We start from the raw sequence: 24,353 nt of genomic DNA on the forward strand, positions 1-24,353 counted from the left end.
GGGCAGCGGCGGATCAGAAAGATTTACGGCCAAATTGTTTCCTCAGAGGGGGTCTTTGCAACCACTGAGAGACGGAGGCGTTGAGATAACCTGGGAACGAACCCCATTTCTTTGCCTTTTTCCGTGCCACCCTGTCTCCGTGGTGGATTTTCAATATCAAACCCGCTCGAAGATGACCGCCACCGCCTCGCCGCCGCCGATGCAGAGGGTGGCGAGGCCGTAGCGTTGCTGCCGCCGATGGAGTTCCCGGATGACCGTGGCTGCAAGCCGGCCGCCGCTGGCGCCGATGGGGTGGCCGATGGCGCAGGCGCCGCCGTTGACGTTCACCTTGTCCAAGGGGAGGCCGAGACCCTTGATGGCCAGGAGGGCCACCGAGGCAAAGGCCTCGTTGATCTCGAAGAGGTCGATGTCGGACACAGTCAGGCCGGCCTTGGCGCAGGCCTTCTCGATGGCGCCGATGGGCGCCTCGGGGAAGTTGTCGGGATGACGGCTTTCCGTGGCCGAGGCAACGATCCGGGCCTTGGGGGTGAGGTTGTACTTCTTCAGGCCGTCGGCATCGGTCAGTAGGGCCAGGGCCGCGCCGTCGTTGATAGTAGAGGCGTTGCCGGCGGTGATGGTGCCGTCCTTTTTGAAGGCGGCCCGCAGAGATGGCAGCTTGCTCGGATCACCCTTGAAGGGCTCTTCGTCCGTGGCGAGGGTTTCGTCACCCTTTTTCCCCTTCTTTACCACCGGCACGATCTCGTCGGCAAAGATGCCGCCGGTCACCGCCGCCTGGGCCAGTTCGTTGGAGCGCCGGGCGAACGCGTCCTGCTCCTCGCGGGTGAGGCCGCCGCGCTCCGCGCTCGCCTCACCGATCTCTCCCATATGGCGGCCCGTATAGGGATCCTGAAGACCATCGTAGATCAGCAGATCCAACAGTTCACCGTGCCCCATGCGGTAGCCGGCGCGGGCCTTCTTGAGGAAAAAGGGCGCCAGGGACATGTTCTCCATGCCGCCGGCGATGACAATTTGGGACTCACCGAGACGAATGCTGTCGGCGCCGAGCATGATTGCCTTCAGGCCGCTGCCGCAGACCTTGTTGATGGTCAGGGCATGGGCCGAGTCAGGGATTCCCGCCCCGCGCATGGCCTGGCGGGCCGGGGCCTGGCCGCAGCCGCCGGAGAGGACCTGCCCCACGATGACTTCATTCACCGTGTCGGGGGCGAGGCCGGCCTTTGCCAGAAGCTCTTTCATGACGGTGGCGGCCAGCTTTGGGGCATCCACGTCGGCCAGCATGCCGGAAAATGAACCAAACGGTGTTCTTAGGGCATCAACCACAAATATTTCATTCATCGAAGCCTCCCGATAGTCTGTGGCACTTTTGTAGAAGATATGCCGTTTGTCACCGCATGACCCGTGCTGTCAGGGCCGGCACGAACTGCATGACATCGGCCACCACCAGGACGTCGGCAACCTCTCCGATGGGGGCATCCCGGTCCTTGTTGATGGCCACCACAAAGTCAGCCTTTTTCATTCCTGCAACATGCTGGATGGCACCGGAGATACCACAGGCCACATAGAGCTTGGGGCTGACCACCTGGCCAGTGGTTCCCACCTGGTGGCTATGGTCAACCCATTTGGCATCGACCACCGGCCGACTTGCCCCCAACTCTCCGCCAAGCACCTTGGCAAGCTCGGCAATGACCCCCACGTTTTCCTTCTTTCCGACACCCCTGCCGGCACTGACGACTATTTCTGCCCGGCCGAGATCAACCCCCTTTTTCTCCGCAGCCTCGTAGCCGTCGAATTGAATCCGGTCCGGTTCAAGGGGGACGTCGAGGGGGACTATTGCCGGCATTCCCGCAGGTTCTCTCTCAAGGCTGAATGCCCCGGCCTGGATGGTGAGTATGGTCCTGGGTGTTTTTGGCGTCACGGCGCGGCGTAGTTTGGCGTTGCAGCAGTTCACCTCGTAGGCGCCGTCGCCGGCAACCGCAACCACTTCCGACACCTGTGCAGCCCCGAGTGCAACCGCCAACCGCGGGGCCAGATCCCAGCCGTAGGACGAGTGGACAAAAGCGATGCAGTCAGGGTCTTCCCGCTCTACGGCAGCGAGGATTATTCTCTTGTGGTGCTCCGGGTTGTACTCGCCGCACTGCGCCGCGTCGGCAATGTAGAGGGTCCCGTCCACGGTTGGCACCGTCCCCGCCGGCGCCACGAGAACCATGGAGCGCTGGGCACCAAGGGAGTCGGCAAAGGCTACTAGATCGTAACTTTCCTCGCGGAGCTTGCCTTCGCGGTATTCTCCTACCAGAAGAACCTTCATAGAACCTCCTTCATAGGCGGGCCGCGGAACTGTTGATCACGGCCGGCATGTTGTCACTACCTCAGAACCATGGTTTTCTGCTTCAGTATCCCCACGAGCCTGTCGGCAAGATCGTTCACTTCTCCCTCGATGACGAGCCCGCCTCCCTTCTTCGTCGGCTGATAGAGTCGCAGGGTTGTTGCATGTCCGTCCACGACAGAGAAATCCGCCACCGGCACCGACAGAATTTCCTTTTTTTTGGCCTTCATGATATTGGGAAGGGTAGGGTAGCGCGGCACGTTGAGCCCCAGCTGGCAGGTGACGACCGCCGGCGTCCGGAGTCGCACGACTGCCTTGGTTCCTCCTTCCAGTTCCCGCCTGGCGCTGATGATGCCGTTGTCGTAGGAGAAACCGACCAGGGTGGAGGCGCAGGGATAGCCGAGGATTTCGGACACCATGATTCCCACCTGGGCGGAGCCCCGGTCCTGGGATTGCATCCCGGTGAGAATGAGGTCAAATTCCTTGTCCCCGGCGAAGGAGGCGATGAGGGAGGCGATCTGCCACGGGTCCTTGCGGGACGATTCGGGGTCCCGGATGTGGACTCCCCGGTCGCATCCCATGGCCAGTGCCTTCCTTATGGACTCGCCGACCCGGTCCGGGCCAATGGAGAGGACCGTGATCTCGGGGATGTCCCCCAGCTGTTCCTTGAGCTGGACCGCCTGCTCCACGGCGTACTCGTCGTACTCGTTAAGCCGGAAGGCCAGATCGGATTCTTCGAGCCAGTTTCCGGAGCTGCTTACCCTGAAGCGGGACTCCATGTCGGGTACCTGTTTGATGCAGACCAGTATCTTCATGCTGACCTCCTAGGTGAAGAGCGTTAAGCCTGTTCCGCGGTTGCGGCGTGCCCCCCGGCGGAAGGGGCACGCCGCCGCTGATCAGAAGAAGTAGAATGCCGCAAACCGCGCAATGTTGGCGGTCCCGCTGGTCGCCAATCCCGCCAGGTTGCCGGTGCCGTTGGTGACGTTACCGTACTGGGTGTTGAGGTTCTGGTATTCCACGGCGACCCGTACTGCTGCGTTCAGGTCGTAGGCGATGTTGGCGTAGATATTGGAGTTGGATTTCTCGAAGTTGTTGATGCCGCTGTAGCTGGCGTAGTTATAGGCGTTTCTCCGCCCGTAGCCGGCGGTTATTCCGAGGTCCTGGGTGGGATAGAAGATGAGCTGGCCGTAGAAGCCGTACCCCTTGGCGGCGGTCTTGCTGCCGGCGGGGCCGATCACGGTCCCCGCAGTGGCGCCGTTCACGCTCTGGTTGGCCGCCATGTAGAGCTGTCCTTCGAAGGAGGCGGTCATCGCCCGATTCCTGCCGTCCTTGGAGGACAAGAGCGGCACGAAGGTGTAGAAGCCATACCCCCACGTGTCGACGGTCTTGCTGTTATCCCCCACGCTCTGGTTGCCGTAGAGGCCGAAGACGCCGGCGGTCAGGGAGTTCATGGAGAGCCCGTAGTAGCCGGGGGCGACCCCGAAGGCCTTGCTGATCAGCATCGCCTGGCCGGCCACGTTCAGCTTTCCTCCCCACGAATCGCTGTTGGTGCCGGTCTGGGCGTTGGCATCCTGCACCGGGTTCTGCACCCCGAGGACCAGCCGCAGAGCGTTGTCGGAGTTCAGGTTCACCTTCTGGGTTACCCTGACCTGGGGGACACGGGGGTTGTTGGGGGCGCCGGTCTTGTTGCCGGACCCGAAGTCGACCGTGGAGGAGATGGCCGGTCCGAAGATGTCATAGGCCTGGCCCACCAGCACCTGGGTGTTGGCCCAGTCGAGGGTGGCGTTGGCGAGCCGCAGCCGCATGTTGGGACTTTCGTTGGAGGAGCCCCCTCCGCCGTAGAAGTCCGCCTCGATGATGGCGTTGGTTTTGGCGCCGAGGAAGTTCGGTCCGGCGACCTTGAGCCAGAAGCGGGACTGGCGGGCGGTGAAGATGGACTGATCCTGCCGGCCGGCGGCGGAGCTGCTTTTGGGGATGCCGTTCTGGAGGGTCCCCAGGGCGCCGTTGGACCCCAGGTTCACCGAGTTGTAGGCGTAATCGAGCTTGACAAAACCGCCGATGGAGAGATTGAATTTGCTGGTGACCGGCGACGCCATCTTGCCGTAGATGCCCGGGGCCACCTCGCACGAGGGCTCGAAATCGCAGTTATAGGCCGGTGTGGTGGCCTGGGGCACCTCCTGGGCTAGGGCCGGCGCGGCCAACATCATTACTGCTGCAACCGAAACAGATGTTTTCTTGATCATTAATTCCTCCTTCACAATTCCCAGAAAAAATTGACAACAACCCTCCAGCCACCGTTACCCGTAGCCCGCAGCGCACCTCCTCTTCCCCGCTCCTCCGGAGAGTCAGCGGATCTTGTCACCGCCGAAAGCCGCGTTTCATTCCACCCTCACCAAGTCGTTCACCCGCGCCTCTCCTCCCTGATCGAGGGTTCCGCAGGCGCCGGAGCCGACCGGATCGGTAATCGTCACCGTCCCCACCACGTTGCCCGGCACAAAGCCGATCCCTTCAACGACACTCCCGCCGCGATACAGCCGCAGCTTCACTCCCGGCTTGATGCCGGCGTTCCGGTCGGTGTTAAAGCAGACTCTCTCCTTTTCCACTGAGACCACCCGGTTGTATCTGGCATAGGATCGGCTTTCTTCCGCTCTCGCCGGCGGCGAAGAAATCTCACCGGAACCCCGTGTCGCCGCTTCATACCCTTTCTTAACCAGTTCCCCTCCACGGGGAATGCCGTTATCCACATAGCGCTTCGGGACCCAGATGGTGGCAGGGGCGGAGGGAGACATGGTGGCGGCCGGGTTGTCGACCTCCACGTACTCCTCGGTTGGGGCGGGAACGGGACGGCTTCCCGCGCACCCCGCGAGGAGAAGGAGGACAAGGATTACGGCCAGGGGACATGCTTTCATTGAGTTGCTCCTTTCCCGTCGGGGATTGCGCGGTTACAGGGCCATCGTTCCTACGTCGGCGGGCACGGCAAACGACGCCTCCGTTGCCCGGACCACATCGTCGACGCTCGCCCCCGGTGCCAGTTCCCGGAGGATGAGGCCGTCGCCAGTGACATCCATCACTGCCAGATCGGTGATGATCCGGTTCACTACTCCCTTGCCGGTGAGGGGGAGGGTGCACTGCTTCAGGATTTTGGACTGCCCCCCCCTGCTGCAGTGCTCCATGACCACCACGATCTTCTTCGCCCCGTGGACCAGGTCCATGGCCCCCCCCATGCCCTTCACCATCTTTCCGGGGATCATCCAGTTCGCCAGGTCGCCGGAGTCCGAAACCTCCATCCCCCCGAGGATGGCCAGGTCGATGTGCCCACCCCGGATCATGGCGAAGGAGTCGGAACTGCTGAAGATGCAGGCGCCGGGAATCATGGTGATGGTCTCCTTGCCGGCGTTGATCAGCTCCGGGTCCACCTCGTCCTCGCGGGGGGACGGGCCGATCCCCAAGAGGCCGTTCTCCGACTGCAGGACCACGTGACAGGCAGGGGGGATGTAGTTCGCAACCATGGTGGGGATGCCGATCCCCAGGTTCACGTAAAAGCCGTCTTCAACCTCCTGTGCTGCCCGCTGGGCCAGCTGTTCCCGTGTCAAAGCCATTGTTTCTCTCCTTTCAATCAAGCCCGGACAGTCCGCCGCTCGATCCGCTTCTCGTAGTTGCCACACAGCACGATTCGCTGCACATAGACGCCGGGTGTGTGAATGAAAGCCGGGTCCAACTCTCCGGGGTCCAGAAGATCCTCAACCTCGGCGATGGTGACCTTTGCCGCCGTGGCCATCATGGGATTGAAGTTGCGGGAGGTCTTGTTGTAGATGAGGTTCCCCATCCAGTCCCCCTTCCACGCCTTCACCAGGGCGAAGTCGGCCACAAGGCCTGTCTCCAGGAGGTACTCCCGGCCGTTGAAGCTCCGCACCTCGCGCCCCTCGGCCAGGGGGGTGCCGACGCCGGCCGGGGTGTAGAAAGCCGGGATTCCCGCGCCGCCGGCCCTGATCCGTTCCGCTAGAGTCCCCTGGGGGGTAAGCTCCACCTCCAGCTCGCCGGAGAGGAACTGGCGCTCGAATTCCTTGTTTTCCCCCACGTAGGAGGAGACCATCTTCCTGATTTGCCGGTTCTGGAGCAGAATTCCCAAGCCGAAGTCATCCACCCCGCAGTTGTTGGAGATGACGGTCAAATTCTTCACCCCCTTTTCCCGGAGCCCGAGGATCAGCTTCTCGGGGATTCCCACCAGGCCGAACCCGCCGACCATGAGGGTTGCCCCGTCCTGGATCCCCTCCAGGGCCTTTTCTATGGACGATTGAACTTTCATTGCACGTTCTCCCTTTCTCCCGGAGGACTTCGTTATGACTCCCGCAGGGTAAATTCCCAGGCACACCAGAAATAGTCGGGGTGCGGGTCGGGGGGGCAGGCGATGCAGCGGGTTTCGATCCTGGGGTCCACGGTCCGGGCGAATTCGGCGTATTCCACGATTCCCACCGACTTGCAGGGGAAGTCCGGAAGCCCCTTCCGCTTGCGGGCCGACTGGACCCGGCAGTCCACCATCATGAAGACGGCACGGGTGTCGGTCGCTTCATCCATCTGCTGGAGGTTCAGGCGGGCGTAGAGACGGTGCTTCAGGCACTCGACCAAAGCGGGAATTCCTCCCCCCGGTTCGATGCCGAGGCGCGCCATGATCCTCTGGGCCTCGATGACGGTGAACTTCCGCCACGCCTCGCGGTCGGCGTCCATGGCCGCGTCCATGCCATGGGTAGCTTCGATGGCCTGGAACCAGAGGCCGTCGTGGGCCAGCCAGTTTTTGGCGCTGTCGACGATGATGTCGACCAATTGGTCCTTGTTCAGGTCGTAGAGGAGGCGCACCCCCTCGTCGAGGATTATGCTTTTCGGGGGCATGAAGCCGGGTGCGCAACAGGTGTCGGACATGTCTCTCTCCTTTGGTAAAGGTGGCACCGCGCGCCGGGCGAAGGAGGCGCCCCTCCCGGCGCGCGGTGCGGTCCCAGGCCTTGGGACTCGGAATATTCCTCGGCGTATCTTCCGAATCCCTGCCGGGTCCCGGGCCATTTCTTTAAATTCGGTTCATCCGCCGGGCTTCAGCCGTCAGTTCCTCACGGAAGTCGGGGTGGGCGATATTGATAAGGTTGAGGGCACGCTGCCGGGCGGTCTGGCCGCGAAGCTTCGCCACCCCGAACTCGGTCACCACGTAATCGACGTCGTTCTTGTTGGTGGTGACCGCCGCTCCCGGCTTGAGGGTCGGTACGATGCTCGATACCGTTCCGTTCTTGGCGGTGGCGGCGGTGGTGATGAAGCTTTTCCCTCCGCGAGAGATGTTGGCCCCCCGGACGAAGTCGGCTTGGCCGCCGGTGCCGCTCCACTGGACGTGGCCCAGGGATTCGGAGCAGCACTGTCCCAGGAGGTCCACCTCAATAGTGGCGTTGATGGCCACCACCTTGTCGTTCTGGCCGATGTTGTAGGGGTTGTTGGTGAAGTCCACGGGGTGCATCTCAATCATGGGGTTCTCGTTCATGAACTCGTAGAGCCGCTTGGTCCCCAGGGCGAAGGTGCCGAGGGTCTTCCCCGCCAGGAGGTTCTTTTTAGAGTTGTTCACCGCTCCGCTGAACATGAGGTCCACCATGCCGTCGGTGATCATCTCGGTGTGAATTCCCAGATCCCGCTTTCTCAGGAGCGCCTTGCAGACTGCGTTTGGAATGCCGCCGATGCCGAGCTGCAGGGTGGAGCCGTCCTCGATGAGTTCGGCGATGTAGCCGCCGATCGCCTCCTCGATGGGGGTGATGGGAGGAATGGCCAGTTCGACGATGGGGTCGTCGGTTTCGATGATGAAGTCCACGTCGGATATGTGGATGTGGCAGTTGCCGTGGGTGCGGGGGGCATTGGGATTCACCTGCACCACCACCCGGTTTGCCTTCTTGACCGCCTCCATGGTGTAGGCCACCGAGAGGCTGCAGGTGAAGAAGCCGTGCTCGTCCATGGGGGAGACCACTGTTCCCGCGATATCGACGGGCCAGTATTCCCGCAGGAGCTTGGGCACCTCGTGGAAGTAGTTGGGGACGAAGTCGGCCCAGCCGTTCTGGACCGCCTTGCGGGAGACGTGGCTCGTGAACCAGGAGTTGACCCGGATATGGGGAGCGGACTCCTCGGTGAGGTAGTCGGGGCAGAGGTGGTGCTGCTGGTTCACCACCACCCTTTCGAGCTCATGTTTGCGGGCTGCAAGGGCCTTGACGAAGAGAGTCGGCTCCCCGGCGCAGATGGGGAAGCAGAGATGGTCGCCCGATTTGACGGTGGCCGCCACTTCTTCGGCGGTGGAGAGCTTCTGCTGATATTCCTGTTCGTATCGGGATACGGCCAATGCTGCATTATTCATGGTCAATCCTCCTGTATTGTTTTAGTTCAGGCGTTTGCCGCCGCCGTTATCTGGTGTGGAGAGCACCCCATGGCCCGAGCCACCCGGGAGCCCGACGAGCGGCCCAAGTGGCCGGAGATGTAGTTTCCGGCGGCCATGAGTTGTTCCAGGTCGACCCCGGTCTCGATGCCGAGGCCGTTCAGCATGTAAAGAAGATCCTCGCTGGCAACGTTGCCCGAGGCGCCGGCGGCGTAAGGACAGCCGCCGAGGCCGGCCACCGAGCTGTCGACAATGGCGATGCCCCGTTCGAGGACCGCCAGGATGTTGGCCAGGGCCTGGCCGTAGGTGTCGTGGAAATGGACGGCCAGTCTCTCCCGCGGCACCAGCCTCGACACCACATCCACCATGGTCTGCGCCCGGCCGGGGGTGCCCACGCCGATGGTGTCGCCAAGAGATATCTCATAGCAGCCGAGCTGCAGAAGCTGCCCAGCCACCCCTGCCACCACGTCGAAACTCACCTCACCCTCGTAGGGGCAGCCGAGGACGCAGGAGACATACCCCCGCACCTGCAACCCCTGGCCCCTGGCCACAGTGATGACCTCGGCGAAGCGTTCCAGACTCTCGGCAATGGAGCAGTTGATGTTCTTTCGGGAGAAGGACTCCGAGGCGGCGGCGAATATGGCGATTTCAGCCGCGCCAGCGGCAATGGCCGCGTCCAACCCCTTTCGGTTAGGGACGAGAACCGGATAGGCGACACCCTCCCTCCGGGCGATTCCGGTCATGACCTGGGCGTTGTCGGCCATCTGGGGGACCCAGGTGGGAGAGACGAAGCTCGTGACCTCGATCGCCGGAAGCCCCGCCTTCGACAGCTTATCGATAAGGGAGATCTTTACCTCGGCCGGGATGATCGTCTTCTCGTTCTGGAGACCATCCCGGGGCCCCACCTCCACCATCTTCACCCGCGTCGGCATCGGCATCTCAGACCCCTTCCTCGTCGGCAAGGGCCAGAAGTTCCGCCCCATCGCTCACCAGGGAGCCGACGGTGAAGTTGAGCCGGGCCACGAGGCCGTCCCGGGGGGCGGCGATGGTGTGCTCCATCTTCATTGCCTCCAGGATCATGAGGGGGCGCCCCTTTCCCACCCGCTCCCCCGGTTCCACCATGACCGCCACAACTTTTCCCGGCATTGGGGCGGTGAGTCTGCCGCCGGCACCCTCCTCGTCGCCGGAGAGGGCGTAGGGGTTGTGGATGGCCAGAGGATGGCTCCGCCCTCCCTTCATGATGGTGAGGGTGGCGCCGTGGCGGACCACGGTGGCCTTAACCCGTGCCCCACCCAGATCGGCCAGAATATCTCCGGCTGCATCCAGCTCGCCCCGGACAAGGAGATCTCCCCCCGGCAGGGCAAGGAGATACCCCTCTGCGCGGTAGTGGACCGTGATCGTCACGACCTTTTCCCCGTCCAGGAAGTGGAGGTCGTGGTGGTTGTCGAAGTTGAGGCGCCAGCCGCTGGTCTGATGCCACGGGGAATAGGGATCGGCGGAGGCGAGGGCCGTCCGCTTCGCCTCGACGGTCCGGCGCAGGAGTACGTCGAGGGAGGCGAGGGCCAGGGTCCGGTCCGATGCCGGGTGAGGGTCGGGGAAGAGATCGGTCCGGTGCCGCTCGATGAAGCCGGTGTCCAGGTCTGCGGCGGCAAAGGCGGGGTGTGCCGCTACGCTCCCGAGGAAGCCGATGTTGGTGGTAACCCCCACCACCTGATAGTCGGCCAAGGCCTTCTGAAGTCGGCGCAGCGCCCCGGCCCGGTCGGTGTCCCAGACGATTAGTTTGGCAATCATGGGGTCATAGTAGATGCTCACCTCCCCCCCCTGGCCCACGCCGGTGTCGATCCGGACGTTGGCGCTTTCGGCGGGGGTGCGGAGATGGGCCAGCCGGCCGATGGAGGGGAGAAACTCCCTGGCCGGGTCTTCGGCGTAGATGCGGGCCTCGATGGCGTGGCCGCCGATGGCGAGATCCTTCTGCCTGCAGGGGAGGGGGGCGCCGGCCGCCACCAGGAGCTGCCACTCCACCAGGTCCTGGCCGGTGATCATCTCGGTCACGGGGTGCTCAACCTGGAGGCGGGTGTTCATCTCCATGAAGTAGAAGGAGCCGTCTTCGTCCAGAAGAAACTCCACGGTTCCCGCCCCCACGTAGCCGATGGCGCTGGCCGCGGCTACCGCCGCCTCTCCCATCTTCTTGCGGAGGGCAGGCTTCATGCCGGGGGCCGGTGCCTCTTCCAGCACCTTCTGGTGGCGGCGCTGGATGGAGCAGTCGCGTTCGAAGAGGTGCACCGCGTTGCCGTGGGTATCGGCAAAGACCTGGATCTCCACGTGGCGGGGCTTGGTGAGGTACTTTTCGAGGAGCACCCGGTCATCGCCGAAGGAGGCCTGGGCCTCCCGCTTGGCCGAGGCGAGGGCATCGGGAAACTCCGCTGCCTCCCGCACGGCCCGCATCCCTTTGCCGCCACCGCCGGCACTTGCCTTGATGAGGACCGGGAAACCGATCCGCTTCGCTTCCTGCCCCAGAAACTCCGGATCCTGGTTCTCGCCGTGGTAGCCGGGAACCAGGGGGACGCCGGCTTTCTCCATGATCTCCTTGGCGGCGCTCTTGGAGCCCATGGCGCGAATCGCCCCGGTGGGGGGGCCGATGAATACGACACCGGTCTTGGCGCAGGCTTCTGCAAATTCGGCGTTTTCGGAAAGGAAGCCATAGCCGGGGTGGATGGCTTGGGCGCCGCTCCTGGCCGCCACCTTCAGGATGATGTCACCTCTCAGGTAGCTTTCCCGGGCAGGGGCCGGGCCAATGTGGTACGCCTCGTCGGCCATGGTCACGTGAAGGGCGTCGGCGTCGGTGTCGGAGTAGACGGCCACGGTGCGGATGCCGAGGCGGCGGGCGGTGCTGATGACGCGGCAGGCAATTTCGCCCCGGTTTGCAATGAGAATCGTATCGAACATGGTCTCTATCCTTTCACCCAGCGAGGTTTTCTTTTTTCCAGGAAGGCGGAGAGCCCCTCTTTCCCCTCGGCGGAGGCGCGGGTGTCGGCGATCCGTTCGGCGGTGTCGCGTATCATCGCCTCGTCGATGGGGCCGGAGGCGACCCGGGCCACGAGCTCCTTGGCGGCGGCCATGGCCCGGGGACCGTTGAGGAGAAGAGTTGCAGCAAGGCGTTCCACGGCGGCGGGAAGCTCCTCCTCCGTCGTCACCTCGTGGACGAGACCGAGGCCGCGGGCCTCGGCGGCGTCGAATATCTCGGCGCTCTGGAAGTAGCGGCGCGCGGCCCGGGGACCTAGTGCCTCCACCACGTAGGGGGAGATGACCGCCGGGATGAGCCCCAGTTTCACCTCCGAGAGGCAGAAGGTGGCCCGCCGGCTGGCGATGGCCACGTCGCAGCAGGCCACAAGCCCCACCCCCCCGCCAAAGGCGGCCCCCTGGACCTGGGCGATAGTCGGCTTCTTCAGGGTGGCTAGGGTCCGCATCAGCTCGGCCAGCACCTGGGCGTCGGTAAGGTTTTCCTCCCGGGTGTAGTCGGCCATGCGGCGCATCCAGGAGAGGTCCGCCCCGGCGGAGAAGCTTCGGCCCGAGGCGGCGAGGATCACGACCCGGACGCTGTCGTCCGCTTCCAGTCGCCGGAGTTCGGCGGTGAGGGCGGTGATGAGGAGATCGTCGAAGGCGTTGTGGAGCTCGGGCCGGTTCATGGTGAGGGTCGCTACGCCCCGGTCGTTGATCTGGGTCAGGATGGTTTCAGTGGTCATTGTTCTGTGTCCTTTGGTCTTCCGGTGAACGTGGATTTTTCGCAAGGTCAAGGCGATCTAGGAATTGCGCGGAGGCGTAGCAGCGCTACGTCGCACAAGCAAATTCCGAAGATAAACGCAGAGATTGCGGAAAAGCCGCGTTCACTTACATCCGGAAGACGCCGAAATCGGTCTTCATGGGCGGTGCGTTGAGGGTCGCCGAGATGCCGAGCCCCAACACCATCCGGGTGTCGGCCGGGTCGATGATCCCGTCGTCCCAGAGCCGGGCGCTGGCGTAGTAGGGGTGCCCCTGGGTCTCGTACTGCTCTCGTATGGGTCTCCTGAATTCCTCTTCCTCGCCGGCGGGCCAGGTTTTCCCCTGGGCCTCTATTCCGTCTCGCTTTACCTGGGCCAGGACGCTGGCCGCCTGTTCTCCCCCCATGACTGAGATCCGGGCGTTGGGCCACATCCAGAGGAAGCGCGGCGAGTAGGCCCGGCCGCACATGCCATAGTTGCCGGCTCCATAGCTTCCGCCGATGATGATCGTGAACTTGGGGACCTTGGCGCAGGCCACGGCGGTCACCATTTTGGCCCCGTCCTTGGCGATTCCTCCCGATTCGTACTTGCTTCCCACCATGAAGCCGGTGATGTTCTGGAGGAAGATGAGGGGGATCCCTCGCTGGCTGCAGAGCTCGACGAAATGGGCCCCTTTGAGGGCCGACTCGGAGAAGAGAATTCCGTTGTTGGCCACGATCCCCACCGGGTAGCCAAAGATGTGGGCGAAGCCGCAGACGAGCGTGGTGCCATAGAGTTGCTTGAATTCGTCGAACTCCGAGCCGTCCACGATGCGGGCGATAACCTCCCGCACGTCATAGGGCTTGCGGGTGTCGGTGGGGATGACGCCGTAGAGCTCAGCCGGGTTGTAGAGAGGGTCTGACGGCTCCCGGAGGGCGAGCTCGGGGCGCTTGACGCGGTTCAGGTTTGATACGATCCGGCGGGCCACCTCCAGGGCGTGGCCGTCGTTAGCGGCATAGTGGTCGGTGACGCCGGAGGTGCGGCAGTGGACGTCGGCGCCTCCCAGGTCCTCGGCGCTCACTACTTCGCCGGTGGCCGCCTTTACCAGGGGGGGGCCGCCCAGAAAGATGGTCCCCTGGCACCGGACGATGACGCTCTCGTCGGACATGGCCGGGACATAGGCCCCGCCGGCGGTGCAGGAGCCCATCACCACGGCAATCTGGGGAATTCCTTTTCCCGACATGTTCGCCTGGTTGTAAAAGATCCGGCCGAAGTGATCCCGGTCGGGGAAGACCTCGTCCTGCTGCGGGAGGTTGGCTCCGCCGGAATCCACCAGGTAGATGCAGGGGAGGTGGTTCGCCTCGGCAATCTCCTGGGCCCGCAGGTGTTTTTTGACCGTGCTGGGAAAGTAACTCCCCCCCTTGACCGTGGCGTCATTGGCAACGATCATGCACTCCCGGCCCGAGACTCGGCCGATGCCGGTGATGACGCCGCCGGAGGCGACGTCACCACTGTACATTCCCCAGGCAGCCAGCTGTGACAGCTCCAGGAAGGGGGAACCCACGTCCAGGAGTTGACGGATCCGCTCCCGCGGAAGGAGCTTTCCCCGCTCAACGTGCTTGGCGCGAGCCTTTTCGCCGCCACCCAGCTTGATCTGGGCGACCTTGTCCTCCAGGTCGGCCACCAGCCCCCTCATCACGTCGGCATTGGTGCGGAACTCTTCGGTAGTTGTGTTGATGGAACTTTTCAGTACGCTCATGGCGGGTTGGTCTCCTCGTCGTTTCTGCGTGTTCAGGCGTCTGCCGCCGCTTCCTCAGGCGTGGGCCGTTTCCTCGAACAGTTCGCGGCCGATGAGCATTCTGCGGATTTCGCTGGTGCCGGCGCCGATCTCGTAGAGCTTGGCGTCCCGCAGGAGGCGGCCGGTGGGGTACTCATTGATGTAACCGTTGCCGCCGAGGCACTGGATCGCCTCCAGGGCCATCCAGGTGGCCTTTTCCGCTGCGTAGAGGATGGCGCCGGCGCAGTCCTTGCGGCTTGTTTCGCCGCGGGTGCAGGCGTTGGCGACGGCGTAGACGTAGGCCCGGGAGGCGTTCAGGGTGGTGTACATGTCGGCGATCTTCCCCTGCATGAGTTGGAACTGGCCGATGGGCTGGTCGAACTGCTTCCGCTCGTGGAGGTAGGGGACGACCACGTCCATGCAGGCCTGCATGATCCCCAGCGGACCGGAGGCCAGGACCGTCCGCTCGTAGTCGAGGCCGCTCATGAGTACGTTGACCCCCCGGCCCACGCCGCCGAGGATGTTTTCTTCGGGTACCTCACAGTTTTCGAAGACCAGCTCGCATGTGTCGGAGCCCCTCATCCCGAGCTTGTCCAGCTTCTGGGCCGTGGAGAACCCCTTGAATCCCTTCTCGATGAGGAAGGCGGTAATGCCGCGGGGGCCCGCGTTCATGTCGGTCTTGGCGTAGACCACCAGGGTGTCGGCGTGGGGGCCGTTGGTGATCCACATCTTGTTGCCGTTAAGAATGAAGTGGTCTCCCTTTTTGTCGGCCCGCAGGCGCATGCTGACCACGTCGGAGCCGGCGCCGGGCTCGCTCATTGCCAGGGCGCCCACGTGCTCGCCGCTGATGAGCTTGGGGAGGTACTTCCGCTTTTGGGACTCGTTGCCGTTACGGAAGATCTGATTGACGCAGAGGTTTGAGTGGGCGCCGTAGGCCAGACCCACCGAGGCCGAAGCCCGGGAGAGTTCCTCCATGGCGATGACGTGCTCCAGGTACCCCATTGCGGCGCCGCCGTACTCCTCGGAAACAGTGACCCCCAGGAGCCCCAGTTTCCCCATCTTGGGCCAGAGGTCCATGGGGAAGTGGTTGTCCCGATCGATGTCGGTGGCCCGTGGCGCGATCTCCGCCGCCGCAAACTCCTTTACCGTTTCCCTGAGGATGCTGCTGGTCTCGCCGAGATCGAAATTAAGCGTTGGATATGCTTTCATCGTTGCTTCCTCCTGTGTTTTTTTCGGAAATGGCACCCTCTTATGAGAGAAGAGAGTTGCATGCCTGATTTCCGTGTGTGTGCTATTTACGCAAAGGTAAAGCAATGGCAATGCCAAACACTGTTTGCAGGCAATTGTTTGAGCGCTTATACTTGTAACAGTCTGTAAATATTTGATAAATAAAAAATGAGCTAGCGGGGGTGGGTGTTGGTGGTAATGGTTGCAGTGTAAATAAAGGTAAACAATGTTTTTGCAGGTTTTGCCAGTTGTGCAAAAAACCTTCAATTATTATGCAGTTAACAAACAGTTTTACCGAAATTTACAGAGTCTACAAAAGTAGACATAGCATGGAACAAATAGATAACACTGATGCATATTGGAAAAATTAATATGACAAAAAAAGAGCACACAGATAATTATCAGTGTGCCCGCATGTGCAGTGTGAATTTAATGTTATGGCTATGACATATTATAAATATTCTGCTACATAATTAGTGTTCTATTGCCTCGGCAATGCCAATTCCGGTATTTTGCCTCACATAGATTTCGTCGAACATCTCTTCGGCACGGCGATCCCTGAAGGCCAGGCAGCCGATGATGGCGGCCAGGAAGCCGAGGGGGACAGAGACGATGCCGGGGTTCTTCAGCGGGAAGAGCGGATTGTCCAGCCCCATGATCGACTTGCCGTCCTTGTTCTTGGTGTAGTCGGTTCGTGCCTTGTTCAGGGCGTTCAGATCCTTTTCCGCTAGGATCTCGCCGGCCGCCTGCTTTTTCTCCAGGGTATCAATCACTTTCTTGGCATCGGCCGCGATTTTTTTCGGGTAGGTCATGTTGGGGGAGACCAGCACGAGGCCAATGGCGGCAATGGTGCCTACCACAATGCCCGAGACGATCCCCGCTGTGTTGAACTTGCGCCAGAAGAGGGAGAGGATGATGACCGGGAAGTTACCCGATGCGGCCACGGCAAAGGCAAGGGCCACCAGGGCGACGATATTCTCCTTCTCGGCGGCGATCCCCATCACGATGGCGGCGGCGCCCACCACCAGGGAGGTAAGCCGGGCAGTCCTGACCTGTTCCTTCTGGTTGGCCTTGCCGTTCTTGATGATGTTGACGTAAATGTCGTGGGCGATGGCGGCGGATGCGGCGAGCACCAGCCCCGAGACGACGGCCAGGATGGTGGCGAAGGCCACGGCGCAGACGAAGGCCAGGAACATGTCGCCGCCTATGGAGCCTTCACCCCCGCCCAGGTACTGGGCAAGCATGAGGGTCGCCATGTTCCCCCCCTTGTCCATGGCCGCAACCTTCTGGGGGGTGATGTGGATGGCGGCGCCGAAGCCGAGGAACGTGGTCATGATGAAGAAGGCGCCCATGAGGAAAACCGAGATCCGGATCGACTTGCGGGCTTCCTTGGCGTTGGGCACCGTAAAGAAGCGCATCATGATATGGGGGAGGCCTGCGGCTCCTAGGACCCAGGCGAGGCCCAATGATATCTGGTCGAGGGGATTCTTCAGGAAGAGGCCTGGCTGGAGGAAGCGCTTGCCGTAATCAAGCCCCGCCTCGGGGAGCGGATGCTTGAGGACGGCGATTCTGACATGGTCCTGAACAGCGCCGCTGTTGACCACATCGGCGAACAGGCGCAGGGGATTCATCCCCGCCTTGACCGCCACCAATATCGATAGCACCACCGCAGCGGACAGAAGGAGCGCCGCTTTGATAATCTGTACCCAGGTGGTGGCTTTCATGCCACCAAACACCACGTAAATGATGAGGAGTGTGCCGACGCCGATGACTGACACCTTGTAGGGGATGTCCAGCAGGAGCTGCATTAGTTTGCCGGCGCCCACCATCTGGGCCAGGAGATAGAAGGTGGAAACCGCCACAGTGGAGATGGCCGCCGCTGCTCTGACCGGCTTCGGTGAAGCCCGGAAGCAGAGAATGTCCCCCATGGTGTACTTGCCGGCGTTGCGGAGCGGTTCAGCCATGAGGAGGAGAATGGTCACGAAGCCGAGGATTGGCCCGGTGGAGTAGAGAAACCCATCGATCCCATAGAGGGAGATGAGTCCCGACATCCCCAGGAACGAGGCCGCCGAAACCACGTCGCCGGTGATTGCCCAACCGTTCTGTATGCCGGTGATGCCACCGCCGGCTGTGTAGTAGTCGGCGGCTGTCTGGGTCTTCTTGGCGGCCCAGACCACGACTCCCAGAGTGGCGAGGATGATGAGGGCAAACATGCTGAGGGTGATTGCCTTGTTGGTCTTGATCTTGGCAGGCGCGGCAGCTGCGGGGGCGGCAGTGCTCTTGGCCGTCGCGGTTGGTACGGATGCCGTGGGGGCTGTCGCCGGGGCAGTTGCGGTGACGGTGGAGGCAGGGGGGGCTGTCGCTTGCTTGGCCGGTTCGGCTGCGAAGGCTGCGCTCCCCATGAGGAGTGCTGCAATACAAAATGGAGCCAATCGTTTCATCATACCCTCCTATCCGAGTTGCTTGACAAGCTCCTGGGTGAGCCTGTCGAAGTCCCTGTCGGCAACCCTGCCGTAGTGAATGGCAATGCCGAAGCTTACGACGAACTGGGCAAGGGCCAGGAGGTAGCCGACGTTTATGTTGCCGATGATTTCGAGGCCGAAGAATCCGGGAGTGTATCCCGCTCCAAGGAGGAGCAGGAAGTAGAATCCGGCAGAAAATGCCCACCAGCCGTAGAGAAAAACCATCTTTTTCCGGTGGAGTTCCACGAACCTGGGATGATTGGCTATGTTGGTCCAGTTATGCTGATCTGCTGCCATGGTCACCGCTCCTTTTCCAAGTGTATTGGTATTGCCGACTCGATTCCCCATCCGTTCCGCACAAACGTTTCGTCCTCCTTTCCCGTTACTTCGCATAGCCGAATTTAAGAGAAAGTACCTCAGCACCCTCAATGAGCGACGGTGCAATTTCCTTCTCGATGCGGTCCCTAAGCATTCTGACCGACGGGCCGAGCACCGTCAGGGCGCAAACAATTTTTCCGGTATAGTCTCGTACTGCCGTTGCCGCGCTGCTGGTTCCCCCCCTCTCGTCAATGGCAACGCCGTGTTTTCTGATGACTTCAAGTTCACCGATGATCGCCTCCAGATCCACGGAGCGCTGACGCCCGCGCTTCCCTCCCAGGAGTTTTTCCAGCAGATCCCGTGATTGGAGCGACCGGATTGCCTTGCCGGCGCTGGTGGCCAGGGAGGGGAACCGCTTGCCGACAAGGGAGCCGGAACCTTCTACCCCGGCGCAATCGGCAACATCGAGAAAAATTACGTCGTCATCCTTCAGTACCGAGAGGTAGACCGCCTCTCCATGTCTTCTCGCCAGTTCATTCAGCACCGGCCGTGCGTGGCCGATTACGTTCACGTTATCCAGAAGACGCCGAGCCAGGCCCGCGGCCGCGGTGCCGAGGCGGTATGCGCCATGCCGGTCCTTTTCCACGAGTTCTCGGGACTCAAGGGTGGCGAGGAGGCGAAACGCCTTGTTGCGGCTAATGCCAAGCCGCGACGAGATGGTGGCCACGGAGTGGATCGGAGTGTCTTCGGTCAGTATTTCCAGTAGTGCGATGACGTGTTCCACCGATCCTGTCTGATGAAGGGGGAGATCCTGTTTCATGTATTCACCTCAGCATCATGGTAGGGAGAATGACGTTCATTCCGTTGACGTTAAAACAAAGCAATTCAAATACCAAACATCGTTTTTTGTTTGGCTTGTTGTGTGTTTTGTGGATAGTCGCCTGAAATTAATGAAAAAATCAGGCTGACTCTTGGCAGGGGGGCGGTAACCGGAGGGGTGAGGCTGTGTAAACAAAGGTAAGCAGAGGAGGCTGCTAAAGGGGGGGTGTATGCCGTAAGCCGTGTATGTATAGATAGTTAGGCGTAGTTTACAGCTAGATACACATGATGCTTTAGTTTACAGTGTTGATTCAAGCCTTGGTCAATCTGAAAGCTTTTCTGTCGTTTGAAAAGGCTTGAAATGTAGGGCTCCGGATGCGTGAAATGAATAGAACGCTATTCTATGTCCATTCTATGGCGATTCGGCGACGGTATACTCTATACGTCTTATGTTTTTTCCAGTGAGGGGTACTTCTGGAGCTTTTTGTAGAGACCCGGGCGGGATATACCGAGGAGTTGAGCGGCGTGGAGCTTGTTACCGTTGCAGATTTCAAGGGCTTTTTCCAGAATTACCCGTTCAAGGTCGTCCATCATATCACTAATGTTTTTCTTTCCCAGGTGCTGTCGAATGTAACTTTCCAGATCCTCTCCAGACACAAACTCATGGGGCGGCGTGGAATGTGGGCAGAGTTGGGCGAGACGGATTGGGAGGTTTTCCTTGGTAATGAGAGGGCCGCTTACTGCATTGAAGGCGCTTTCGAGCACGTTGCGGAGCTCGCGGATATTGCCGGGCCAGTTGTGATGCTTGAGGACCTCCCACGCCTCGCCGTCGATCCCCTGGACGGAGAGGCCGAATTCAGCGTTGAAATGATCTATGAAATTTTTCGTGATTATATAGATGTCTTCCATTCTGTCCTTCAGCGCAGGAATGGTAAGGGCGACCACATTAAGGCGATAATAGAGATCCTCCCTGAATTTCCCTTCGCTGACCAACTGTTCGAGGTTGCTGTTGGTTGCCGCTACAACTCGCACGTCAACTACCTTTGGGGCGGTGCTTCCCAGGGGGACCAGTTCCCGCTCTTGAAGAACTCGGAGAAGTTTTGCCTGCATGGCAAGGGGCATGTCACCGATCTCGTCAAGAAAGATGGTGCCGGTGTCGGCCAGTTCGAACTTGCCGACCTGCCCTCCTTTTTTGGCTCCGGTAAAGGCCCCGTCCGCGTAACCGAAGAGTTCCGATTCCAGGAGGTGGTCAGGGATGGCGGCGCAGTTCACCTTGACGAAGGGGGCGTAGCGTCGTGTGCTGGCAGCGTGGATGGCATGGGCGCAGAGTTCCTTCCCCGTTCCGCTCTCTCCTCTCAAGAGAACGTTGGAGTTCTTGGGGGCTACCCTGAGAAGGGTCTCCTTCAGTTCGGCGATTTTGGCGCTCTGCCCCACAATGCTGTCAATGTCGTATTTGAAAAGGGAACCTTTTTCCGCAATTACTCTCGCGGGAGTTTTTTTCTCTCGGGCACTCTGCAGCCGATTCGCGAGGAGTGAGATTTCGCGGACATCCTTGAAAAGAATCTTTCCCACGCAACCGATCACTTTTCCCTGCTTGATAAGAGGGTAACGGCTGGCAAAGACCTCTTTGCCGTTCATGTAGTGGGAGCTGATCTCCGGTTTGCCGGTTTCCATTACGACCGGCATCCGGGAGGGCTGTGAATTATGATAGGCCTGATGGACGTGCTTGCCGATCATGGTCTGGGGAGTGGTGTCGAGCACCTCGGCAAAGGACTGGTTCACCATTACGACCGTGCCGTTGCGGTCGAGGATGATGATGCCGTGATAGTCGAGATCCATGAAGGCGCCAGCGGAGCGAAGAAGTTCCTTGAGGTCGTCCGAAGAGCCGTCGGTCTCCTTGGGGAGTACGCCGAGTACCGTCAGTACTCCGCCGACAATCCTGTCATCCTCCACGATGGGGACGTAATCGCAGGCGAGACGCCGGTCACCGGCAACGATGACCTGATTGCTGAAGCTGATGCCGTTGTGCATCAGTTTGCCCAGGTTCGCCAAGTCGACTATCCCGTCGATTCTCCGTCCCAGAAGAGATTCGGGAGGGCTTCCGATCAGACTTCCGGAGGTTTCGTCCAGGGAGACGATCCCCAGTTCGGCGTCAAGCCGGATAATTCCTGCCCCGCCTGTATCCGTGTGAACATTTTCCGCAGCGCCGTTTTTCTCCATGGTTTCCTCTCGATCCATGACAACCTGCTTTCCGTTACGGGGGGGCACCTGCCTGCATTGACGGGTTATCGCGACCCCAATGCGGCTGCATCCCTGATAAGTGTTGGTTGGTAATTTGTACGAATGAATATCATGGCTGTTTATGCCATGCGGTGTGTGCCTCGCTGTGTTGACGGCAGCGGAAATGGATCAACTTTGGGCGAAACTTACATGCATTTTACGTGCATGTCAACCGTGTTTAAAACGGCTTTATACATAATCTTGGCAAGTAAATAATGCATGAAAAGCCGGTTTGTACACCATGCGACCATGTAAAAGATCCAAGCATGAACAGTGAATCAAGGAGCGCTGAAGGCCTTTCTTTGTCCGACAGTATCAACCCGTTTCGTTCCTGTCCGCACCCCAAGAGGTTACCCAAAGCGGCATAAAGGATTCCCCGAAATCGAATTCCCAGGTCTTTGCCAATATCGCCTATGACCTTAACGCTGCCGTCAGGGTCGCAACCGAGTATCAATATGTGAGCACCCGGTATGGCAACGTTACCGCAGGCACTTCAGATTTTGGGAAGGCGAACGTGTTCCGTTTCTCGATGATCTACTTCTTCTAGCAGTTTGTTTTGGGAGGAATGTACCACTCGAAAGGTTATGTGAGGGGTTGCACAAAGACGATCGAAATACGTTGGCGCGTGAGAAGGAGAGTCTCTTGGTAAGAGAAGGGGAGGAATTCCAATGGATTCCTCCCCTTCTCTCTGTCAACCAGTCGATATCTCAGTGTTTAGCTGCTTTTGCAACGCCGTAACCGGTGGTCTGCCGGACAAAGAGCTCTTCGAACATCTCCTCCTCACGCCGGTTTCGGAAGAGAAGGGTGGCAACGATAGTCACGAGGAAACCGATCGGCACCGACACAATGCCCGGATTTTTGAGTGGGAAAAGCGGAGCATCGAGTCCAACCAGCGAGGTACCATTTTTGTTCTGGGCATAATCAACCCGCGCTTTTTCCAGAGCTTTCAGCTCCTTTTCGGCCAGCACTACTCCCCCGGCCTGCTTTTTCTCCAGCGAGAGAACGATCTTCTGGGCATCGGCGGCGATCTTTTTCGGATAGGTCATGTTGGGCGAAACCATCAGTACGGCGATAGTAACCACCGTGCCGACGACAAGGCCGGAGATGATGCCGGCAGAATTGAAGCGTTTCCAGAACAGGGCAAAGATAAGGACCGGGAAGTTGGCCGAGGCGACAACGGCAAGCGCCAGGCCGACCAGTTGGGCAATATTGAGATTCTCGCAGGCAATGCCGAGCACGATGGCAACGGCGCCGACAAAGAAGGACGCAACCCTCGCCACCTTTATCTGCGTGCCTTGATCTGCCTTGCCCCCCTTGACAACATTGACATAGAGGTCGTGGGCGATGGCGGCTGATGACGCAAGAACCAGCCCCGATACTACCGCCAGTATGGTGGCAAAGGCGACGGCACAGACGAAAGCCAGCAGCAGGTCACCGGCAATGGATCCGGCGCCGCCTCCCACGTACTGGGCGATCATAAGTCCTGCCATATTCCCCCCCTTGTCGAGGGCGGAGATCTGTTGGGGAGTAACATAGAGGGCAGCGCCAAAGCCCAGGAACGAAACCATGATCAGGAAGGCGCCGATCAGGAACATGGAAACAACCACGCTCTTTCTCGCTTCCTTGGCGTTGGGGACGGTAAAAAACCGCATCATCACATGGGGTAGACCTGCGGCGCCAAGAATCCAGGCAAGTCCAAGCGATATCTGGTCCAGCGGATTCTTGAAGAACAGCCCCAACTCCAGGAACCGCTGCCCGTAATCGAAACCCGGCTCGGCGGTGGGATGTTTCATGACCCCGCGCACGTGGTCCTGAATTGCCTGGCTCGCTGCCACGCTGTCGAAGAAACCGAGCAGATTGAAGCCGGATTTCCAGAGAATCGCGATGCTCAGGACAAGACCGGTGAACATGAGGAGCCCGGCCTTGATGATCTGCACCCAGGTGGTAGCCTTCATCCCTCCCAAGGCTACATAGATGATGATCAGGGCGCCGACGCCGATAATCGAGGCCTTGTAGGGAATGCCCAACAGCAGCTGCATCAGCTTGCCGGCCCCGACCATCTGCCCGAGCAGGTAGAATATCGAGACGACCACGGCGGAGAGGGAAGCGACCGCGCGGACTGCCTTTGATGACGAGCGAAAGGCGAGGATGTCTCCGAGAGTATACTTGCCGGCATTGCGGCAGGGCTCGGCAATGATGAGCAGGATGGTCAGGAAGCTGATAATGATCCCCACCGAGTACATGAAGCCGTCGGGGCCAAAGAGCGACATCAGCCCCGTAATCCCGAGGAAGGTGGCGGCGGAGAGGAAATCCCCCGCAATGGCCCAGCCATTCTGCATCCCCGAGATACCGCCGCCGGCAGCATAATAATCGGCAGCGGTACTGGTGCTCTTCGACGCCCAGACGACAATCCCCGCCGTTGCGGCGATGATCACCAGGAACATGCAGATGGTGAACCCCCGGTTGGTCTGCATCTTTTTGGGCGTGGCGGCCGGGGCTTTTGCAGCCGTAGTGCCAGGGTTGTTCGGAGTGGCGGGGAGGGCCGAAGGAGCAGCAACAGCGGGCGTCTGTGTCGAAGCAACCGCTCCAGCCTGGGCTGTTGGCTTGGCCGGAGGATTTGCCGCCAGAGCCCATGAACCGAAAACGAAACCAATCACCAAAGAAAGAAGTAATGTTCTCATTGAGATTTCTCCTTAATGATCAGTTCGACCAGTTCTTTCGTGAGAGGATCAAATTCCTTATTCGATTTGCGGGTGTAGTAAACGGCGATGGCCCATGACAAAACAAACTGAAACAGACAAAACAGATAACCGAAATTCAGCCTGCCGATCACCTTCGTATTAAAGAGTCCCGGCGCGGTAATTGCTCCGATAAGCAGGAGAAAATACGACGTGGCCCCCACAACCCACAATCCGACCAGAAAGCGCATTTTTGCCCGGTGCAGTTCCACAAACTTCGGATGACTGGCTATGGCTGCCCAATTGATTCCCATTTCTGCCATTGGTCCCCCCCTTGTTCTTTG

Annotated in this window: 20 protein-coding genes; all 20 read right to left on the bottom strand. The window is 60.3% G+C overall.

Translation table 11 applies throughout. The features are described from left to right. Window positions 1-156 precede the first annotated feature (156 nt). The 20 genes from KJB29_RS02695 to KJB29_RS02790 all read right to left on the bottom strand — a co-directional run bounded on the left by KJB29_RS02695 (window position 157) and on the right by KJB29_RS02790 (window position 24,332). Window positions 157-1,332: a thiolase family protein gene (locus KJB29_RS02695; RefSeq protein WP_215733254.1), complete on the bottom strand. Its 1,176-nt coding sequence runs from the start codon at window positions 1,330-1,332 to the stop codon at window positions 157-159. A 49-nt stretch (window positions 1,333-1,381) separates the two neighbouring features. Continuing rightward, a complete protein-coding gene (locus KJB29_RS02700) occupies window positions 1,382-2,302 on the bottom strand; it encodes an electron transfer flavoprotein subunit alpha/FixB family protein (RefSeq protein WP_215733255.1) in 921 nt (306 codons plus the stop codon). Window positions 2,303-2,358: 56 nt separating this feature from the next. After that, a complete protein-coding gene (locus KJB29_RS02705; protein WP_215733256.1) occupies window positions 2,359-3,135 on the bottom strand; it encodes an electron transfer flavoprotein subunit beta/FixA family protein in 777 nt (258 codons plus the stop codon). Window positions 3,136-3,216: 81 nt separating this feature from the next. After that, window positions 3,217-4,563: a hypothetical protein gene (locus KJB29_RS02710; RefSeq protein ID WP_215733257.1), complete on the bottom strand. Its 1,347-nt coding sequence runs from the start codon at window positions 4,561-4,563 to the stop codon at window positions 3,217-3,219. Window positions 4,564-4,698: 135 nt separating this feature from the next. Next, window positions 4,699-5,229 (bottom strand): hypothetical protein, encoded by a 531-nt coding sequence (locus tag KJB29_RS02715; protein ID WP_004512522.1) that lies wholly within the window; start codon window positions 5,227-5,229, stop codon window positions 4,699-4,701. 33 nt (window positions 5,230-5,262) lie between these two features. Then, window positions 5,263-5,919, bottom strand: coding sequence for a CoA transferase subunit B (locus tag KJB29_RS02720; RefSeq protein ID WP_215733258.1), 657 nt, complete (start codon window positions 5,917-5,919; stop codon window positions 5,263-5,265). A gap of 17 nt (window positions 5,920-5,936) precedes the next feature. After that, complete coding sequence (locus KJB29_RS02725) at window positions 5,937-6,626, bottom strand: CoA transferase subunit A (protein WP_004512520.1); 690 nt, start codon at window positions 6,624-6,626, stop codon at window positions 5,937-5,939. Window positions 6,627-6,658: 32 nt separating this feature from the next. Then, window positions 6,659-7,237 (bottom strand): DUF6125 family protein, encoded by a 579-nt coding sequence (locus KJB29_RS02730; RefSeq protein WP_004512519.1) that lies wholly within the window; start codon window positions 7,235-7,237, stop codon window positions 6,659-6,661. Window positions 7,238-7,379: 142 nt separating this feature from the next. After that, the gene (locus tag KJB29_RS02735) at window positions 7,380-8,693 is read right to left on the bottom strand and encodes a succinyl-CoA:cyclohexane-1-carboxylate CoA transferase (RefSeq protein WP_215733259.1); all 1,314 of its coding nucleotides are present in this window, start codon (window positions 8,691-8,693) and stop codon (window positions 7,380-7,382) included. 26 nt (window positions 8,694-8,719) lie between these two features. Then, on the bottom strand, window positions 8,720-9,649 hold the full coding sequence (locus KJB29_RS02740) for a hydroxymethylglutaryl-CoA lyase (RefSeq protein ID WP_215733260.1): 930 nt from the start codon (window positions 9,647-9,649) through the stop codon (window positions 8,720-8,722). Window position 9,650: 1 nt separating this feature from the next. Beyond that, on the bottom strand, window positions 9,651-11,657 hold the full coding sequence (locus KJB29_RS02745) for an acetyl/propionyl/methylcrotonyl-CoA carboxylase subunit alpha (protein WP_215733261.1): 2,007 nt from the start codon (window positions 11,655-11,657) through the stop codon (window positions 9,651-9,653). A 5-nt stretch (window positions 11,658-11,662) separates the two neighbouring features. Beyond that, window positions 11,663-12,454: an enoyl-CoA hydratase/isomerase family protein gene (locus tag KJB29_RS02750; RefSeq protein ID WP_215733262.1), complete on the bottom strand. Its 792-nt coding sequence runs from the start codon at window positions 12,452-12,454 to the stop codon at window positions 11,663-11,665. A gap of 145 nt (window positions 12,455-12,599) precedes the next feature. Beyond that, window positions 12,600-14,207 (bottom strand): carboxyl transferase domain-containing protein, encoded by a 1,608-nt coding sequence (locus tag KJB29_RS02755; protein WP_215733263.1) that lies wholly within the window; start codon window positions 14,205-14,207, stop codon window positions 12,600-12,602. Window positions 14,208-14,261: 54 nt separating this feature from the next. Beyond that, complete coding sequence (locus KJB29_RS02760) at window positions 14,262-15,434, bottom strand: isovaleryl-CoA dehydrogenase (RefSeq protein WP_215733264.1); 1,173 nt, start codon at window positions 15,432-15,434, stop codon at window positions 14,262-14,264. A gap of 491 nt (window positions 15,435-15,925) precedes the next feature. Continuing rightward, window positions 15,926-17,893 (bottom strand): solute symporter family protein, encoded by a 1,968-nt coding sequence (locus KJB29_RS02765; protein WP_215733265.1) that lies wholly within the window; start codon window positions 17,891-17,893, stop codon window positions 15,926-15,928. A 9-nt stretch (window positions 17,894-17,902) separates the two neighbouring features. Next, a complete protein-coding gene (locus tag KJB29_RS02770) occupies window positions 17,903-18,211 on the bottom strand; it encodes a DUF485 domain-containing protein (RefSeq protein WP_215733266.1) in 309 nt (102 codons plus the stop codon). Window positions 18,212-18,296: 85 nt separating this feature from the next. After that, window positions 18,297-19,052 carry an IclR family transcriptional regulator gene (locus KJB29_RS02775; protein ID WP_215733267.1) on the bottom strand — a complete coding sequence of 252 codons (756 nt, stop codon included), beginning with the start codon at window positions 19,050-19,052 and terminating at the stop codon, window positions 18,297-18,299. 446 nt (window positions 19,053-19,498) lie between these two features. Then, entirely contained in the window at window positions 19,499-21,289 is a 1,791-nt protein-coding gene (locus KJB29_RS02780; protein ID WP_425514101.1) for a sigma 54-interacting transcriptional regulator, read from the bottom strand. Window positions 21,290-22,038: 749 nt separating this feature from the next. After that, the gene (locus KJB29_RS02785; protein ID WP_215733268.1) at window positions 22,039-24,012 is read right to left on the bottom strand and encodes a solute symporter family protein; all 1,974 of its coding nucleotides are present in this window, start codon (window positions 24,010-24,012) and stop codon (window positions 22,039-22,041) included. Further along, entirely contained in the window at window positions 24,009-24,332 is a 324-nt protein-coding gene (locus tag KJB29_RS02790) for a DUF485 domain-containing protein (protein ID WP_215733269.1), read from the bottom strand. The genes KJB29_RS02785 and KJB29_RS02790 overlap by 4 nt, the downstream gene beginning before the upstream one ends. Window positions 24,333-24,353 lie beyond the last annotated feature (21 nt).

The organism is Geobacter grbiciae (assembly GCF_018531165.1).
Classification (GTDB): Bacteria; Desulfobacterota; Desulfuromonadia; order Geobacterales; family Geobacteraceae; genus Geobacter; species Geobacter metallireducens.

Coding starts and splice junctions, on each gene's coding strand:
- KJB29_RS02695 (WP_215733254.1), bottom strand. CDS start 1,332: ATGAATGAAATATTTGTGGTTGATGCCCTAAGAACACCGTTTGGTTCA.
- KJB29_RS02700 (WP_215733255.1), bottom strand. CDS start 2,302: ATGAAGGTTCTTCTGGTAGGAGAATACCGCGAAGGCAAGCTCCGCGAG.
- KJB29_RS02705 (WP_215733256.1), bottom strand. CDS start 3,135: ATGAAGATACTGGTCTGCATCAAACAGGTACCCGACATGGAGTCCCGC.
- KJB29_RS02710 (WP_215733257.1), bottom strand. CDS start 4,563: ATGATCAAGAAAACATCTGTTTCGGTTGCAGCAGTAATGATGTTGGCC.
- KJB29_RS02715 (WP_004512522.1), bottom strand. CDS start 5,229: ATGAAAGCATGTCCCCTGGCCGTAATCCTTGTCCTCCTTCTCCTCGCG.
- KJB29_RS02720 (WP_215733258.1), bottom strand. CDS start 5,919: ATGGCTTTGACACGGGAACAGCTGGCCCAGCGGGCAGCACAGGAGGTT.
- KJB29_RS02725 (WP_004512520.1), bottom strand. CDS start 6,626: ATGAAAGTTCAATCGTCCATAGAAAAGGCCCTGGAGGGGATCCAGGAC.
- KJB29_RS02730 (WP_004512519.1), bottom strand. CDS start 7,237: ATGTCCGACACCTGTTGCGCACCCGGCTTCATGCCCCCGAAAAGCATA.
- KJB29_RS02735 (WP_215733259.1), bottom strand. CDS start 8,693: ATGAATAATGCAGCATTGGCCGTATCCCGATACGAACAGGAATATCAG.
- KJB29_RS02740 (WP_215733260.1), bottom strand. CDS start 9,649: ATGCCGATGCCGACGCGGGTGAAGATGGTGGAGGTGGGGCCCCGGGAT.
- KJB29_RS02745 (WP_215733261.1), bottom strand. CDS start 11,657: ATGTTCGATACGATTCTCATTGCAAACCGGGGCGAAATTGCCTGCCGC.
- KJB29_RS02750 (WP_215733262.1), bottom strand. CDS start 12,454: ATGACCACTGAAACCATCCTGACCCAGATCAACGACCGGGGCGTAGCG.
- KJB29_RS02755 (WP_215733263.1), bottom strand. CDS start 14,207: ATGAGCGTACTGAAAAGTTCCATCAACACAACTACCGAAGAGTTCCGC.
- KJB29_RS02760 (WP_215733264.1), bottom strand. CDS start 15,434: ATGAAAGCATATCCAACGCTTAATTTCGATCTCGGCGAGACCAGCAGC.
- KJB29_RS02765 (WP_215733265.1), bottom strand. CDS start 17,893: ATGAAACGATTGGCTCCATTTTGTATTGCAGCACTCCTCATGGGGAGC.
- KJB29_RS02770 (WP_215733266.1), bottom strand. CDS start 18,211: ATGGCAGCAGATCAGCATAACTGGACCAACATAGCCAATCATCCCAGG.
- KJB29_RS02775 (WP_215733267.1), bottom strand. CDS start 19,052: ATGAAACAGGATCTCCCCCTTCATCAGACAGGATCGGTGGAACACGTC.
- KJB29_RS02780 (WP_425514101.1), bottom strand. CDS start 21,289: ATGGATCGAGAGGAAACCATGGAGAAAAACGGCGCTGCGGAAAATGTT.
- KJB29_RS02785 (WP_215733268.1), bottom strand. CDS start 24,012: ATGAGAACATTACTTCTTTCTTTGGTGATTGGTTTCGTTTTCGGTTCA.
- KJB29_RS02790 (WP_215733269.1), bottom strand. CDS start 24,332: ATGGCAGAAATGGGAATCAATTGGGCAGCCATAGCCAGTCATCCGAAG.